The organism is Microbacterium sp. C23T, assembly GCF_053345975.1.
Map to the genome: position 1 here is coordinate 62226 of NZ_JBKFBD010000025.1, position 16672 is coordinate 78897.

Consider the following 16672-nt stretch of genomic DNA (forward strand, 5'->3'; position numbering starts at 1 on the left):
CGCGATGCTGTTGTCGATCGTGGTTCCGACGTACAACGAGGCTCCGAACATCGCGGAGCTCGTCCGGCGTATCACCGCCGCGGTCCAGAACCGTGTCGACGCCGAGATCGTCTTCGTTGACGACAGCACCGACAGCACCCCCGACGTGATCCGCGAGGTCGCCGCATCCGCTGCCCTGCCGGTCCGGCTGATCCACCGCGACCGACCCGTCGGCGGTCTCGGGGGAGCGGTCATGGAGGGCTTCGCCGCGGCCGAGGCGGACGCCTGCCTCGTCATGGACGCCGATCTGCAGCATCCGCCTGAAGAGATCCCCGAGCTCTGGCACCGCTACTCGCGCGGCGACGTGGATGTCGTGATCGCCTCGCGCTATGCCGGCGGAGGCACCGCCGGCGGACTCGCGGACCGCACCCGGGTGATGGTCTCGAAGGCGTCGACGGCGGTGACGCGCGCGATGTTCCCCATCCGGCTGAAGGACGTCTCCGACCCGATGACGGGGTTCTTCCTCGTCGATCGCCGCACGATCGACGCCGAGCAGCTGCGCCCGCGCGGCTTCAAGATCCTGCTCGAGATCCTCGCGCGCCGCCCGATGCGCGTGGCCGAGATCCCCTTCGACTTCGCGGACCGCCATGCGGGCGAATCGAAGGCGTCGGTGCGTCAGGGACTGCACTTCCTCACGCAGCTGACCGCGCTGCGATTCGGCAAGATGTCGCTGTTCGCCGTGATCGGCGGGCTCGGCGCCGTCGCCAACGTCGCGATCGTCTGGGCGCTCACCCACTGGGGCGTCGACTACATCGTCGCCGCGATCGTCGCCGCCGAGGTGACGATCATCGGCAACTTCCTGCTGCAAGAGCGCTTCGTCTTCCAGGACATGCGCGAGAGCGCGTCCGGCGTGTGGCTGCGCTTCGCGAAGTCCTTCACGTTCAACAACGCCGAGGCCGTGATCCGCATCCCGATCGTCGCCATGATGGTCTCGACCGGGCACATCTCAGCGGTCGTGGCGACGGCGATCACCCTCGTGGTCGCGTTCTTCGTCCGCTTCCTCTTCCACTCGCTGGTCGTCTACGCGCCCCGCAAGGCGGGCGCCGCGGTCAGCCCCGCGCGCCGCTTCGTCGAGGACCTCGACCGCGAGGCCGTCCAGCCCGGCGAGCTCTAGAGGAACGGATGCCTCGGCCCGAGGCATCCGTCGCAGTCTCAGCCGTTCGTGGCGATGAGTCCGTCGGTGAGCGTCTCCTCACGCGGGTGCGACGCGGCCATCACCTCGAGGGCATGCCGCAGGGCGGTGCTGGACGTGTGCACCGTGTACGGGAAATACACGACCTCGACGCCCACCGCCGCGAACTCCCTTTCCAGTCGTGCCCCCTTCTTCGTGCCGCGCCAGTCGTCGCCCTTGAAGAAGTGTGTGAAGTGCAGCTGGCGCCACGTCTCGAGCTTGTCGGGGACATCCTCGATGTGGACGTCATCGACGTACGTGATGCTCCGGACGATCTCGACGCGCTCCGCCGTCGGGATGACGGGCTCGACGTGCTTGACGAGTCTGAGCATCTCGTCGCTGACGACGCCGGCGATCAGGAAGTCGCAGTTCTCCTTCGCATGTCGAAGGATGTTGAGGTGTCCGACGTGAAAGAGGTCGAATGCCCCGGCGGCATAGCCGATGCGTACAGCCATGATTCCCCCATGTGAATCCCTCGGTGTCCCACGCACCGGGTCTGTTGGCGGCACCTTACAACAGACCTGAGCGCTCGGACAGAGGGGGATCGATGTGCGGCTCGGGTCGCGCGGGCGGGAAGCGATGCCCGTCTATGGCGCCAGCGCAGGATCGAGCGCCGCATCGACCGCGTCCGCCAACGCTTGATAGCCGGCTGCGTCGGGATGGAGTCCGTCTTCGGCGATGAGGTCGGACCTGCCGAGCAACGGCTGGCCGGTGTCGAGGAACACAGCCCCATGTTCGAGGGCCGCGGTCTGGATCGCCGCGGTGAAGTCGGCGGGATCCGACGGCGGGGGGTCGTCGTCGAACCACGGCGCGATCGCGAAGATCTCGGCATTCGGGTAGCGACTGCGCAGCGCGCCGAACAGTGCGTCGGCGGGCGCCGGCACGTCCGCGATCGGAAGCCCGAGGTCGTTGCGACCTCCGGAGACGAGGATGTAGCTCGGCGAGCCGACGATCTCGTCGATCGCCTCTCCGTAGTTGGCGCAGTACGCACGACCGCAGCCGTTCACATCGGATGTCCGGATGTATCCCGTGCCGCCGAGGCCCAGGTTCTCCACGTCCCACCCCCGTGCTTGCCCGACGAGAGCCGGCCATTGGACGCCGCCGCCGCCCACGCCCTGCGTGTACGAGTCGCCGATGAAGACGGCGAGCGGCATCGGCGACGGGATGGTCGGAGCCGAGGCATCGCCCGGGGGAGTGTACTGGGGGACCTTGCCGCGCGCGGTGGAGGCGACGCCCAGGAACCCGGCGATGATGCAGCCCGCGACGATCACCAGGGCGATCGCCCACAACGGCATACCGCCGATTTCTCTACGGAGCACTCGCATGGTCGTCCCCAGCAGACAGACCCGGCCTGGTTCGGGTCCCCGGCCGACGAGGCAATGCTAGCGAAAAGAGTCGCGAATGTCGCGGACACGCCGTGTCGCAGTCGCGCCACTTTCTGAGAATCGTCTAACATACCCGCTTTCAATTAGGAGGGGCAATCGCTCTCCGGCTAACGTGACCTAGTCGTCTGGGGCATCGCGTGCCGATGGGGGTCGTCGCGCGGCCAGACCGAACACTCGCAACAAGGACAGAACTGACTCGTGACACATCCCCATACTGAACAACAACCTCAACTTCCCACCTCCCCCGGTACCCGCTCCAAGAGCACTCGGCGCGTCAAGGCGCTCGGCGCCCTCATCGCCGCCGCAGTCGTCGCAGGTGCCATGATCCCGCTCAGCGCGGGCGCGGATTCCGCCGCCGCCGCTGACAGCACGGTCCTCGCCGCCACCGACAGCGGCTGGACGACGACTCGCCAGCCGGCGACGCCGCAGTCCGGTCACCTGAGCGCGACCGCCACGGCCGACCGCACCTACGTCAAGTTCGACGGACGCTCCCTCTCGGGGCGCCAGGTCACGTCGGCGACGCTCGTCGTCAAGGTGAACTCCACGACGGCAACTGGTCCCGGGGTCGTCGCCTACCCGACCTCCACCTCGTGGAAGTCGTCCTCGCTGACGCACAACAACCAGCCGGGAACGACCGGCGCGGCGGTGTCGAAGGCGAGCGCGACCGCGGTCAAGGGGCAGACGCTCCGGATTCCGATCGACGTCCGCAGCGTTTCCACGACCGGTGATTTCGCACTGGCCCTGAACTACAGCCAGCGGTACATTCAGCTTCGCATGGAGCGGTACAGCAGCGAGAAGCCCCGGATCGAGGTGACCACGGCGCCCGTCTCGACGACGCCGACCCCCACCCCGACGCCGACTCCCACGCCGACCCCGACCCCGACGCCGACTCCGGCGCCCGCTGACGGGCCGCTCGTCTTCGCGCACTACTTCGTGCCGTACCCGCTGTCGCTCGACAACAAGACCGAGTCGACCGACTACTACACGCGCAACTACCTGAGCCCCGATGGTGAGAGCGGCAAGTTCGCCTCCGTGGGTGGGCTGCTGCGCGACCGCCCCCTGTCTCCCGGTGTGTCGACCTCGACCGACTGGCGAGTGAACAACCTGGTCACCGAGGTCAAGCAGGCGAAGTCCGCCGGCATCGACGGATTCACGCTCAACCTCATGAGCACCAGCGGCCAGAACTGGGACGCCTCCGTCAACCTGATGAAGGCTGCCGCGCAGGTCGGCGGGTTCGCCGTCGTCCCGATGGTGGACGCGTCGTCCAACTTCACCACCGCCTCACCGGAGACCGTGGCGGGGCTCCTCGCCCAGCTGTACAACTACAGCTCCGCCTACAAGGACGACGGCGAGTACCTCCTCTCGAGCTTCAAGGCCGAGGGCGCCTCGGTCTCGTGGTGGACTCAGGTGATCAACCTGCTCGAGACCAAGTACGGTCTGCCCATCTCGTTCCAGGCGGTGTTCCTCAACGCCGGTGACGCCAACCTGAACGCGTTCGCCCCGATCGCAGACGGCTACGGCAACTGGGGTACGCGCACGGAGCGCACCACTCTGAACAACCCCGACTACGTCGCGCGCGCACACGCGCTCGGCAAGACCTGGATGTCTCCGGTCGCGGTACAGGATGTCCGTTTCCGCGAGGTGCGCTGGGCTGAAGCCAACAACACGGCGTCCGTTCGGGCGCAGTGGACGCGGGCGATCTCCCAGAAGGCCGATTTCGTCCAGCTCGTGACGTGGAACGACTACAGCGAATCGACGCAGATGGCACCGTCGCAGGATCACGGATCAGCCTTCCTCGATCTGACGCGGTACTACACCTCCTGGTTCCATGCGGGAGCTCAGCCGGCGATCACCTCGGATGCCATCGTGCTCACCCATCGCACGCAGTTCGTGAACGCCACGCCTTCCTACGCGCACCAGCTGATGGGGGCCCCGACGCTCGACGGAACGGCGACCGCTGCTCGCGACATGGTGGAGGCGCTGGTCTGGCTGCCGTCGCCGGCGACCGTGCAGATCACCGTCGGCGGCACGACCACGAGCTTCTCCGCACCCGCGGGCGTCTCCGCCTACACGGTGCCGCTCAAGCTCGGCAGCGTTTCGGCGAAGGTCGTACGGTCGGGCGCGACGACGGAGTCCCTCACGTCGCCCTACACCGTCGTCCAGACACCGTATGTGCAGGACCTCGCGTACCACGCGGCCAGCAGCTGGTAGGACGCGATTCATCGCAGGATGAGGTGCTCGAGGAGATCCTCGAGCACCTCATCCATTTCGAGGGCGGCTTTCACGTGCACCCGGCGGGAACGCCGCCATGGGTCCCGGATGTCGTCGTGCTCGGTCGATGCGCCCGCTGACCCGCGCGCCCGATGGGCGCGTGCCACCAGAGCCGGCAGGTCCGCTCCGCCGTCACCGTCGGCGGGCAGCGCGCGCAAGAGCCGGGTGAACTGCAGCACGGTGAAGGTCCGTGTCGCGGCCGCGGGCTGTGCCCGCACGATGAACTGCCGCTGAGCGCGGGTCGCCGTGAGTACGACGTCAGCTCCGTCGACGTGCCCCTCGGTCAGAGCCCGGGCCCTGAAAGCCGACGCGTCGACGCCTCGCCCCACCAGCCGGTCGAGGAAGAAGCCGCTCATCGGGTGATCGACCAGTGCGGCGACACCTGCCGATGCCAGCCGGATCGCCGGACCCCGTGCCGACTCGAGCGCGCCTCTCAGGCCCCACTCCAGGTAAGGGGACCGGCAGACGTTTCCCGTGCAGACGAAGAGGGCTGAGCCGAAGCCGTCGGTCACGGTGCCCTATCCGTCTCGGGGCGAGCGGGCTCCGCGCAGCGGCGGGACGATGGAGCGGCTCGCCGGGCGTCGCCGCTGGGTTCGGGCATCCGAGTCTTCGTCCAGGGGCCAGTCGAGATCCTCGACGCCCGCATCGTTCTCGGCGAAGCCGTGCACAGTGCCGATCGACGCATAGTCGTCCGAAACGGGTTCGCCCACGGCGCGGCCGACGCCGGAATCGGCCCCGAGCGACGCGCCGTCTTCAGTGGCTTCGCTCGGCGTCGCGTCTGCGGCGTCTGACTCGGAGGGGCGAGCGGCAGCCTTCCTCGGTGAGTAGGCGTAGCGGTGGTCCTCCCGCGCTCGCGACAAGTTGAACACGGCGCCTTCGACGGATGCGCCGATGGCCGTCAGCCGATCCATCGCCCGCCGCAGCTCGCGGACGCGAAGCACTCGGGCTCCGACGATGAGGATGACGCCGCCGAGCAGTCTCGCCAGCACGGCGCCGTCCGGCACCGGGTTGAGGGGCGGGCAGTCGATGATCGTCACATCGAAGCGCTCGCGGATCCGTCGCAGGGCTTCGCTCGCGGCTGCGGATTCCAGAAGCTCGCTGGGGTTGGGTGGCCGGGAGCCGGCGAGGACGACCTTGAGATCGTCGGGCCCCCACGTGACGAACGCTTCGTCGAGGGTGATGTCTCCGGTGAGCACGTCGGTGAGCCCGGTGTACTCAGGAAGGTCCAAGACATCGCTCAGGGTCGGTCGGCGCAGGTCGGCCTCCACGAGGCAGACCTCGAGGCCGGAGGCGGCCAGCGCAGCCGCGATGTTCGCCGCCGTCGCGCTCTTGCCTTCCCCTGGCCGCGAAGACGTGATCGAGAAGACTTTGTGAGGTTCGCCTGGCTGCAGGAATCGGAGATTGGCGCGCAGCTGCCGGTACTCCTCGCCGCGTCGCGACCCGCTCTTCACGACAGCGATGGGGTCCCGCTGCGCGCGCCGGTCGAAGGACACGACCCCCAGCACCGGCAGCCCGGTGATCTCCGCCACCTGGTCCTTGTCGCGCACGCGGGCATCGACGACCCCACGCAGCACGACGATCACGGTCGCCGCGACGAGCCCGGCGAGCAGCCCCGTGAGCAGCAGCAGCGGCACGTTGGGTGACGAAGGTGCCGACGGGGCTGTCGCGGACTCGATCACCTGCAGCCGGACGGGCGATTGACCGTCAACCCGCGGCGTGAGGGACGGTACGACCTCAGCGAGGTAGGTCGAGACCGAGTTCGCGATGGCCGCCGCGCGCTCGGGGGACTCGTCGGTGGCCGAGATCGTGATGACGCTCGTGTTCAGAGGGACGGATGTCGAGACCTGACGGCGCAGCTGGGAGATGGTGACGTCGAGGTCGAGCGATTCGATGACCGGTTCCAGCACCACCTCACGAGTGGCGATCGCGCTGAAGTTCCGAGCCTGCAGCTGGGAGAAATTGGACGACTGTGCCAGCTCGCTCGTGCTTGCTCCGCCGGTGACCGTGACGAAGACGTCAGCGCTCGCCGTGTACTCGCGCGGAGTCGTGACGACGAGCGCCCATCCTCCGAGGACGCCCAGCATCAGGCACGCCACCACCACGGCCCAATGGTGGCGAATGAGCCGCAGAAGGCTTCTGGTTTCCATGCTCTCGTCCCGTCACACCGAGAGGTGGAACCCAACCACAATTTCCCCCATCCCCATATAATTCCCCCCAAAAGCGCAGAATGCTATAACCCGGACTGAGCGTTCAGCCCCCGCGAAGAATCTGTGGACGGCGCCCGATGACGCGAATCGACCAGTTTCCGTACCCCGGCCCGCGGCCTGGGGGCCCTGCACCTGCGCGCGCCGTCGCTGATGGGGGAGCGGCCGCGGAGCACGCGCTCGGGCGGGGACTGCGGGTGCTCTTCCTCGTCATCTCGCTGGCGGTCTTGTCGGTCGGGATCCCCGCCTTCCTTGTCGCAGATGTCGCCGACCTGCCGCGCAGCGACGCGTGGATCCTGACGCTCGCACTCCTGGTGTGGGCCGGCGCCCGCCTCTCGTTCCTGTGGGTGAGCGGAACGCCGCGGCTCTTCGACTTCTTCTTCTGGCTGTTCGTGTACATCTTCATGGGGCTCGCGCCCACGGCCCAGATCCTGTCCGGGTTGACGTCGACGACGACGCCGGGCGTCGACACCGGGTTGGACATGCCGACGGCAGCCGTCGTGCTGCTCGGGGTGGTCTGCTACGAAGTCGGGCGTCTGCTGTGGATGCTGCGTGAGAGTCACCGTCGGACGGAGGGGCGGCGCGTCGTCGTCCGTCCGGTCAGCAGCTGGCGCACCGTCGCGCTGTTCCTCGTCTCGCTCGCGCTGAGCGGCTACGTCCTGTACCGGCTGGGAGCGACCGTCCTGCTCGGCAGCCGGGACGCGGCGGCCGCGGCGCGCACCGCGGCGTGGCCGGACCCCGCCGTGCGCAGCGTCGTGTTCGCGAGCGGGATCTATCCCCTCCTCGTTTCGGTCGGCGCCCTGGCGCAGCTCCGCCGCACCGCCAGCAATGCGCTGAGCCGGCGTCTTGCCCTGATCGGGGCGGTCGCGGGGGCGGCGGTCCTGCTGCTCATCGTCAACCCGGTGACGAGCGCGAGGTACTCCTTCGGGACGGTCGCTTTCGCGCTCGCCCTGTTCGCCGGCGCCGTCGCGACGCGCCGACGGGCGCGCATCACGATGCTGGCCGCGATCGCCGGGTTCCTGTTCGTGTTCCCGATCGCCGACGCCTTCCGCCGTGTGGGGGTGGTGACGACCGGCACGCGCTCCGGGTTCTTCGACGAGTACCTGTCCAACCCCGACTACGACGCGTTCTGGCAGGTCGCCAACGCCCTCTCTTACTGGCTGGAGGGTCTCGTCGAGCCGCTGAACCAGCTCGCCGGCAGCGTCCTCTTCTGGGTTCCCCGCGCCGTCTGGGCGAACAAGCCCACCGACACCGGCATCATGCTGGCCGAATACCGCGGTTACAGCTTCGACAACCTGTCGGCGCCGGCGTGGGCCGAGGCTCTCGTGAACGGCGGTGTCATCGCGGTCGTGATCACCTTCCTGCTCCTCGGGCTGGTCCTTCGCGCCATGGACAGCCGGACGGTACCCGCCTTCCGCACGGGTGGGGTGTGGGCCGTGGTGGGCGGGATCCTGCCCGTCTTCATGACGATCCTCCTGCGGGGATCGCTGCTGCAGGCGACCGGAGCGCTTTTCCTCACGATCGTCTGCATCCTCGTGGTCAGTGGGGCCGCAGCGCCACAGCCCGGTGCCGCGCCCGACGAGCTGCCGCCGCCGGGCGATCCTGCGGCGGACGCGCGCTCGACCTAGCGGTAGAAGGCTTCGAGGCGTTCGGCGATGGCGGTCATGCTGCGCTCCGAGCGCACGGCATCCCTGCCCCGAGATCCCATCGCCGCGGCCTGACCGGGGTCGGCGAGCAGCGTGCGGAGGGCCTCCGTGAGGCCTTCGATCGTGTCGTCTGTCACGATGCCCGCGTCATGGTCTCTGACGAACGGCGCGAGGCCGCACGTGTCGGTGACGATGACGGGCACGCCGACCGACATCGCCTCCAGCACGGACATCGGGTAGGGCTCGTCCACACTGGGCAGGACGTATACGGTGGCCCGCCGCATCCGTTCCACCGCCCCGCTCATGCCGACGGGACCCTCCCAACGGATGCGATCGCCGAGCCCCGATGCGGAGATCGCCTGCAGGACGGATGCGCCCTCTCCCTCGTCCGGTCCGACGAGCGCGAAGTCGGCGTCGGGGAACTCCGGCGCGAGGCGCGCTGCGGCCTCGACGAAGGCGACCGGGTGCTTCCGGGGGGCGAGACGCGCCAGATACAGAACGCCCGCCGGGCCCGCGGCGACAGTCGGCGCCTCGAGCGGGACCCCGTTGGGAAGCTCCTCGAGTCGCGCGCCGCCGCGGGAGACGACCTCCAGCGAAGCCCGCTCCCGGGCGGTGAGGTAGGTGACGAGCCGGGCACGATTGAGTACGGGCCGGGTCAGTGCGAGATCGAGGGGGACGGCGAGCGGGTGGTTCGTCTCATCGATCATGCCGTGCGTCTGCACGACGACCGGGACGCGGTGTCGGAGTGCGATGAGCGCGGACGGCAGCGTCACGAGATCGCGCGCGGCGTGGACGTGGACGACGTCGAACTCGCGGGCGTGGCGGTGGACCGCCATCCACAGTTCGGGTGAGCCGAGTCCCGCGAACCCGCTGCCGGGCAGCAGCGTGCGGGCCGGGAAGAGCTTGGCGGGCACGCCTTCGATCTCGGTGGGGACGTCACCTTGGAACCCGCGCTGCGTCCCGGCGAGCACGACGTCGTGCCCCCGAGCCTGAAGGGAGAGCAGCTGATTGATCGCGACCCGGGTCGGTCCGCCGTACTCACCCAGAGGACTGACGAGCGTCACCACCCCGAGGATCTTCATGTGGCCGGTTCCGCGGCGCCGCGGACCGACGCACGCGGCGCGAGGACGATGGATCCCGGCTCCACATCCGCGGTGACCAGCGCCGTCGCGCCGACGACGGCATCCCGGCCCACGGTCACGCCACGAAGGACGGTGGCGCGCGCCGCGATCCATGCGCCGTCCTCGATCGTGATCGGGCCGTTGTCGAACTCGAAGGTGGGGGAGCGTCGATCGTGGCTTCCCGTGCAGAGGAGCACGCCTTGCGAGATGCAGACGTCGCTTCCGATGTCCACCGGCTCGAGGTTGAGGATCCACGCGCGTTCGCCGATCCACGTGTCATCGCCGATCGTGAGCTTCCACGGCCAGTGGACGCGGACACCGGAGCGGAAGTTCACGCCGTCGCCGATCGTCGCGCCGAATGCTCGGAGCACCTTGACCCGGAACCCGGCCGGCACGAACCACGGCATGACGAGAAGGCTGGAAGCCAGCTGCCACGCCGCCTGCCACGCGACGCCGCGTCCTTTGTCGTAACCGTGGCCGGTGAAGCCGGCCAGACTCCGTCGTCCGCCCATGGGCGACATCCTAGCCACGCGGGTTTTCCCGGGTCAGGGTTATGATCACTCGAGCGCGCGTCGCCGACCGATCATCGCAGTCGCGGTCGATCACCACTGCGTCGAGGGAGGACCGGTGACAGGGTCCGATCGCCCGCGGTCAGTTCGAGCGGCGGCGCGGTGAGTCCCCGTCTGCGGATGCCTCGGCCGCTGACGATCGCCCAGATCCTGTCCAGCGCCGCCGGCGCGCTGCCGATGCTCATCGCCGCCGTCCGCATGGATCCGGCGGCCTTCACCTCGTTCTCGATCGTCACCCTGGCGAGCGCGCTCGCGGTCGGCGGATCCCGGGCCGCGCTCTTCCAGCCGGCCCTGATCTACCAGCGGATCGACACTGCGTCCCTCGTTCCGGCCCGGTATATGGTCATCGCGTCATCGCTGTCCGCGCTCGCGGTGACCGGCGTCGCCATCGCGGTGAGCGAACTCGATCCGGCGGAGGCCGCAGTCATCGGCATCGCGGGAGCGGTGCCCGTGATCTACGACTGGGCGCGATACCGGGCGATCGGGGCGAGCCGGCGCTGGACCGTCGCCATCGGGGACGGCATCCGTCTTCTGCTGGTGTGCGCGACGGCGCTGCCGTTGCTGGCGGCGAACACGATGGCGTTCATGATCGCGATCGGGGTGTCGTGCGCGGTCGCCACGGGGTACGTCCTGTCCCAGTCGCCCTTCCGCGTGAAGCCGTACCCCTACCGGAGATACCGGTCATCAGCACTCTGGCAGACGCTCGACTTCGCCGTCGGCCAGTTCGTCGTCTCGGTCCCCCTCATCGTTCTCGGCGCATCCGGCACGAACGATCTCGTCGGAGGCGTCCGGCTGGCGCAGACGCTGCTGGGCCCCCTGAACCTCGCCTTCGCAGCGACCGCGACGAACATCGTGGCCGACGGCTCCACCCACGCGGACTACCGCACGGCGTCGGCCGTCATCGCCCGCGGGTGGCGCTCCAGCATCCGGCTGCTGATCCTGTCCACGGCGGTCGTGGTCGTGGTCGCCCCCGCGGTCTGGATCAGCGGCTGGGCGCCTCGCGGCGTCGAGCGCGACGACCTGCTGCTGGGACTGGTGCTGGTCGGGGCATCCACGATCATGACCGGATGGTCCTCCGTCCACGGCGTCGTGCTGCGGGTCCTTCATCACCAGTCCGCCGTCACGCTGGTGCGCATCGGGATCGCCTCGCTCACGACGGCGGGGTTCCTGATCGGCTACGCGTTCGGCGGCGACGAGTGGAGCCTCATCCTGGGCTTCGGCGCGAATGCGATCGCGGCGCCGCTGCTCTTCCTCCCCGTTGCGCTGTTCTACTACCGCCGCGACACCCGCGAAGAGCCCTGATGCCCGGGGTCAGTTGGTCCGCTTCAGGAGCCGGAACCACTTGGCCAGCAACGCGACGGTGATGAGAGCGGTCATCGCTCCGAGGGCGGCGTAGACGACGAAGAAGATCTGGGATGCCCCCCAGAGGAGGAAGGCGAGCGCGAGGACGCCGTAATCCGCGGGCAGGAGGCCGACCGCGCGGATCGTCGATGGCGGCCGAGGAGGATCGGACGCGTGCGCCCTCGTCCGGCGGAGCAGCTCGAAGATCGTCATGCCCGAGAAGAGCACGACCGCGACGAGCATATAGCCCAGCGGAAGCAGCAGCCACGCCCCCGTCAAGAGCCCCTGGGTCGCCGCCGCGACGAGCACGGAGGCATGAACGGCGACCATCTTCCCCGAGTCGACGACATGGTCGAGCCACTCACCGGCGAGGCTGCCGCGTCCGGTCAGCCGCGCGACCTGGCCGTCGGCGGAATCCAGGGCGAAACCGAGCACCAGAAGGATCGCGACGGCCAGGCCGGTCACCCAGCCGGCGGGCCTGATCATCAGCACGATCATGCCGAGGGCACTGCAGAGCGCCGAGATGGCCGTCACCCCATTGGGCGTGACCCCGGTGGAGGCGGCCGCCGCCGCGAAGACGCGCCCGACGGGACGGTTGATGTACCGCGAATACAGCGAGACGCCTGCGCGACTCTTCTGCGAGCTCGACAGTGAACCCATGGCTTCGCGAAAGGTCAGGCCGGACATGTTCCCCCACGCCCCCCGCACCCCCTGGTGCGAGTGTCGGAATCCACACTGACGCCTGACGCACCTTCGTGTAAACTCCGGCATCAAGCGTACTGGCAAGTTGCACCCGACGATGATGCCGAAAGCGCAGCGACAGCACGTGTGCCCGCGGACGGGGAGCCTGTGGGCGACCGGTGATCCACTGGGGAAGTGCTTCTACCGGTCTCGGATATCTGGGAACGGGGTTTCACGTGCGTACTCGCTTTTTCGCGAGCGTCGCCGCTGTTGCGGCGCTCGCCATCGGAATCATGGCTCTACCACCGGCAGAAGAGGCGGAAGCACTCTCGCCGGACCTGCCCTTCAGCGCCGATGCGCTGCCGACCTGGCAGACCAACGGCCAGGTATGGCAGGTGGCGATCTCCCGCGGCCGGGCGGTCGTCGGAGGGAGTTTCAGTCAGATCCGTCCTGGTGCAGGACAGGCGGGCTCGGCTCGCAACATGCAGGGCCTGGCCATCCTGAACGCCGCCACAGGGGAGCCGGACGCGTGCCAGCTGCCGGTCGCGTTCAGCGGCGGGACCGCATCGGTGAACGCGGTGAAAGCGGCGCCGGACGGCAACACGGTCTTCATCGGCGGCGCGTTCACGAGCGTCGGTGGCGTCTCGGTATCCCGACTCGCGGAGATCAACGTCGCGACCTGTACCGTCACGCCGTTCCGGGTGAGCAGCATCTCCAGCACGGTTCTCGTGATCGAGACCGCCAATGACGCCGTGTACTTCGGCGGGCTGTTCCAGACCGTCAGCGGCCAGACCAGGCGCAGCTACGCCAAGGTGAACCGAGCAGGTGTCCTGGACACGACCTTCGTCGCCAACGCCTCCGGTCAGACAGAGGATCAGTACAGCAATACGGTCGTTCCGGGCAGAAACGCGCGCGGCACCGCGCTGCAGCTCTCGCCCGACGGCACCCGCCTCGCGATGGGCGGTGACTGGTTCGACGTCAACGGATCCGCGACCCACAGCTTCGCCGTCGTGAGTTCGACGACGGGAGCGGTGCTGCGCACCTGGCCGGCGAACACCGTCGGCAACACCTCGCGCACGAAGTGGATCAGTTCCGACGGCACGCGGTTCTTCATCGCTCAGGAGGGATTCGCCGGTTTCGACGGTGCCCTCGCCTACAACTGGTCCGACTACAGCCAGGCGTGGCGCGACAACTGCTCGGGCGCCACTCAGGCGATCGTGCCGTATCAGGGGCTGCTCTTCCAGGCGCACCACCACCATGACTGCGGCGCGCAGGGCATGTTCCCGGACGGCCGGCGGACCTACCTGTCGGTGACCCACGCGGCCGATCCGACCCAGCTTCAGATCGGGTGGCTTCCCGAGCTGAACGACGGCATCGGTGAGGGTCTCGGTCCGCGCGCCATCGCGATCGGAGCGGGAACGAACGGCACGCCGTATCTGTGGGTCGTCGGGGAGTTCACCCGCGTCAACGGGGCCAATCAGCAGGGCCTGACGCGCTTCAGCCCGACCGACACCGGCGCCCCACCGGTGCCCGCGATCGCCGCTCGTGCCATCACACCGAATGCGGTCCAGGTCAACATCCGCGGTGTGTACGATCCGGACGACTCGGACATCACGTACGCGGTCTATCGCGGGAACAACACGACGACACCCGTCTGGACCGGCGTCGCCCAGTCGAAGCACTGGTATCGCCAGCAGGCGACGTTCGTCGACACGGCAGTCACGCCGGGGACGAGCTACACCTATCGCGTTCGAGCGATCGATCGGGCGAACAACCAGAGCGCCTTGTCGGCGACCGTCACGGCGACGGCATCGGCGACAGGCTCGGCCTATGCTTCAACCGTCATCGCGGACCAGCCGAGGCTGTTCTATCGCTACGACGACACGGCGAACGCGCAGTGGGTCGTGGACAGCTCCGGCCAGGCGGTCGGCCTCAACGGTCTCGCCCAGAACGGCGTGAGCCGTACGGCTGCCGGCGGGATCACGAACGATCCCAGTCTGAGCGCGACGTTCACCGACACGCAGGCGAGCGGTCTGCCGCAGTACATCTGGAACGACGTCATCGCCCCCGGACCGACCGTGTACTCGGTGGAGACGTGGTTCCGTACGACGTCCACAACGGGTGGTGCGCTCGCCAACTACGGGTCCTCGAACGGGCGTCCTCGCTCCGACACCGGAGCGGACCGCACCAGCGGCACGGTCGACCGCGTGGTCTACATCGAGAACGGGACCGGGTTCCTTCGCTTCGGAGTCCGCGCCGGGTTCGGCACGACGACGCTGCGCAGCCTGGCCGCGGTCAACAACGGCCAGTGGCACCACGTGGTCGGCACCCAGGGCCCCGGCGGCATGCGTCTCTATATCGACGGCGTCCTGCAGTCTCAGAACGCGACGACGGGCAGCGGCACCTACAACGGCACGTGGCACGTCGGCGGCGACAACCTCAACGGATACCCGTCCGCGGGCAACACACAGGCGAACCGCTACTTCGACGGCCAGATCGATGAGACGGCCGTGTACTACCTGGCGCTGTCTCCACAGCAGGTGCAGAACCACTTCAACGTCGGAACGGGATTCGTCGACGGAGTGGTGCCCAGCACGCCGCAGGGCGTGAACGGGTCCTTCGACGGAGCCAACGTCGACGTGAGCTGGACCGCTTCGACCGACAACATCGGCGTAGCCGGCTATCGGGTCTACCGCGGGACGACGCCCGGGTTCACGCCCGCAGCCGACACGCTGCGTGGCACCGCCGGCGGGACGACGTTCGAAGACGTGGCGCCGCCGCCGGGCACCTTCTACTACAAGGTCGTCGCGTTCGACGGCGCGAACAACGCGAGCGCCGCCTCCGCGGCTTCCGCGGCGGTCACCGTCGTCGACGGCGCCCCGCCGACTGTTCCGGCCGGCGTGAACGCGGTGGCGGCGGGCCAGGCGGCGGACGTCTCCTGGACGGCCTCGACCGACAACGTGGGGGTGACCAGCTACGCGCTCTATCGAGGTTCGGACGCCGGCTTCGTACCGAGCATGGATACGCTCATCCAGCCCAACGTCGTCGGGACGTCGTATCACGACGCGCCGCTCTCCGAGGGCACGTGGTACTACAAGGTCACCGCCCGCGACGCGGCGGGGAATGTCTCCGGCGCGTCGAGTGCCGCCCCCGTGGTCATCGCGGCTCCCGACAACACGCCGCCGAGCGCGCCCACGGGACTGACCGCGACCGTCGAGGGCTCCAACAACGTCGTGCTGAACTGGAACGCGTCGATCGACAACGTCGGAGTCACGGGGTACTTCGTGTACCGGGGGACGACGGCCGGGTTCACCGCCGACGACGCTTCTCGCATCGGCAACGCGATGGGCACGACCTTCACCGACAGTGCCCGACCACAGGGCACTTGGTACTACAAGGTCGCCGCAACGGATGCGTCGTCGAACGTGAGCGCTGCCTCGGCGTCGGCGGTGGCCAACGTGACGAATCCGCCGGCCCCTCCCACGACGCAGACGATCGTGACCTCCGCGGACTCGATGGCGGCGGCGATCAACCCGGCGTTCGCGTATGGGGCGACGAACCAGCTCTCGTCGCGGTTCAACACCACGATCGAGTCGTTCCTGCGGTTCGATCTCCCGGCCGCGCCGGCCGGGCAGGTTCTCACGTCGGCGACGATCTCACTGCGGACGTCGACCGATCCGACCGCCGGATCGACCGACATCCATCAGTTCCGCCTGGTCAGCGGCACGTGGCAGGAGAGCACGATCACCTGGAACAACCGCCCGACTACCGTGGGTGCGGCTGTGCTGGGGCAGCTCACGGGGGCGACGGCCCTGGACACGCCGTACACCGCCACCCTCTCCGCAGCCGACCTCGCACCGCTCGCCGGCTCCTCGATCACTCTGAGGCTGTCGAGCGCCGCGGGAAGCGACAACGTGCGGCTGTGGTCCCGTGAGGCAGGGCAGGCGGGCTACCGGCCCACCCTCACCCTGGTGTACACGACACCCTGAGGCGGGGGATGGCCTGACGGCGGGGCCCGCGAGTCCCGCCGTCAGGACCGCCGCCCTGCGCGTCAGGGGTGGCGGTGACCGCCCGCGAGCGGGATCTATCCCCCCCTCGTTTCGGTCGGCGCCCTGGCGCAGCACCGCCGCACCGCCAGCAATGCGCTGAGCCGGCGTCTTGCCCTGATCGGGGCGGTCGCGGGGGCGGCGGTCCTGCTGCTCATCGTCAACCCGGTGACGAGCGCGAGGTACTCCTTCGGGACG

The 16672-nt window shown here is 68.8% G+C and carries 12 protein-coding genes; 5 read left to right on the plus strand and 7 right to left on the minus strand.

Annotation, left to right across the window (positions count from 1 at the left end; all coding sequences use genetic code 11):
- Positions 1 to 4: 4 nt before the first annotated feature.
- The gene (locus ACLBXX_RS14685; protein ID WP_447658611.1) at positions 5 to 1153 is read left to right on the plus strand and encodes a glycosyltransferase; all 1149 of its coding nucleotides are present in this window, start codon (positions 5 to 7) and stop codon (positions 1151 to 1153) included.
- A gap of 38 nt (positions 1154 to 1191) precedes the next feature.
- Here ACLBXX_RS14685 and ACLBXX_RS14690 read toward each other — a convergent pair whose 3' ends face one another.
- Together ACLBXX_RS14690 and ACLBXX_RS14695 are read right to left on the minus strand one after the other, a co-directional pair.
- Entirely contained in the window at positions 1192 to 1665 is a 474-nt protein-coding gene (locus tag ACLBXX_RS14690) for an adenylyltransferase/cytidyltransferase family protein (protein ID WP_447658612.1), read from the minus strand.
- A 132-nt stretch (positions 1666 to 1797) separates the two neighbouring features.
- Positions 1798 to 2505 carry an SGNH/GDSL hydrolase family protein gene (locus ACLBXX_RS14695; RefSeq protein ID WP_447658613.1) on the minus strand — a complete coding sequence of 236 codons (708 nt, stop codon included), beginning with the start codon at positions 2503 to 2505 and terminating at the stop codon, positions 1798 to 1800.
- Between the two features lie 411 nt (positions 2506 to 2916).
- Between ACLBXX_RS14695 and ACLBXX_RS14700 the strand changes: the two genes are divergently transcribed.
- Positions 2917 to 4806: an endo-1,3-alpha-glucanase family glycosylhydrolase gene (locus tag ACLBXX_RS14700; RefSeq protein ID WP_447658614.1), complete on the plus strand. Its 1890-nt coding sequence runs from the start codon at positions 2917 to 2919 to the stop codon at positions 4804 to 4806.
- An 8-nt stretch (positions 4807 to 4814) separates the two neighbouring features.
- Here ACLBXX_RS14700 and ACLBXX_RS14705 read toward each other — a convergent pair whose 3' ends face one another.
- Positions 4815 to 5378, minus strand: a complete 564-nt coding sequence (locus ACLBXX_RS14705) for an arsenate reductase/protein-tyrosine-phosphatase family protein (protein WP_447658615.1) — start codon at positions 5376 to 5378, stop codon at positions 4815 to 4817.
- A gap of 6 nt (positions 5379 to 5384) precedes the next feature.
- Positions 5385 to 7013: a polysaccharide biosynthesis tyrosine autokinase gene (locus ACLBXX_RS14710; RefSeq protein ID WP_447658616.1), complete on the minus strand. Its 1629-nt coding sequence runs from the start codon at positions 7011 to 7013 to the stop codon at positions 5385 to 5387.
- Positions 7014 to 7267: 254 nt separating this feature from the next.
- Here ACLBXX_RS14710 and ACLBXX_RS14715 point away from each other — a divergent pair, with 254 nt between their 5' ends.
- Complete coding sequence (locus tag ACLBXX_RS14715) at positions 7268 to 8698, plus strand: hypothetical protein (RefSeq protein WP_447658617.1); 1431 nt, start codon at positions 7268 to 7270, stop codon at positions 8696 to 8698.
- On the opposite strand, the gene ACLBXX_RS14720 is transcribed toward ACLBXX_RS14715, so the two are convergent.
- Positions 8695 to 9798: a glycosyltransferase gene (locus ACLBXX_RS14720; RefSeq protein ID WP_447658618.1), complete on the minus strand. Its 1104-nt coding sequence runs from the start codon at positions 9796 to 9798 to the stop codon at positions 8695 to 8697. The two genes, ACLBXX_RS14715 and ACLBXX_RS14720, sit on opposite strands and share 4 nt — an antisense overlap.
- Positions 9795 to 10349, minus strand: coding sequence for a DapH/DapD/GlmU-related protein (locus ACLBXX_RS14725; protein ID WP_447658619.1), 555 nt, complete (start codon positions 10347 to 10349; stop codon positions 9795 to 9797). Before ACLBXX_RS14725 ends, ACLBXX_RS14720 begins: the two co-directional genes overlap by 4 nt.
- A gap of 177 nt (positions 10350 to 10526) precedes the next feature.
- Here ACLBXX_RS14725 and ACLBXX_RS14730 point away from each other — a divergent pair, with 177 nt between their 5' ends.
- On the plus strand, positions 10527 to 11708 hold the full coding sequence (locus tag ACLBXX_RS14730; RefSeq protein WP_447658620.1) for a hypothetical protein: 1182 nt from the start codon (positions 10527 to 10529) through the stop codon (positions 11706 to 11708).
- Between the two features lie 9 nt (positions 11709 to 11717).
- Here ACLBXX_RS14730 and ACLBXX_RS14735 read toward each other — a convergent pair whose 3' ends face one another.
- Positions 11718 to 12407: a CDP-alcohol phosphatidyltransferase family protein gene (locus ACLBXX_RS14735; protein ID WP_447658621.1), complete on the minus strand. Its 690-nt coding sequence runs from the start codon at positions 12405 to 12407 to the stop codon at positions 11718 to 11720.
- A 257-nt stretch (positions 12408 to 12664) separates the two neighbouring features.
- On the opposite strand from ACLBXX_RS14735, the gene ACLBXX_RS14740 reads away from it, so the two are divergent.
- Positions 12665 to 16417 carry a LamG-like jellyroll fold domain-containing protein gene (locus ACLBXX_RS14740; RefSeq protein ID WP_447658622.1) on the plus strand — a complete coding sequence of 1251 codons (3753 nt, stop codon included), beginning with the start codon at positions 12665 to 12667 and terminating at the stop codon, positions 16415 to 16417.
- Positions 16418 to 16672: the final 255 nt, after the last annotated feature.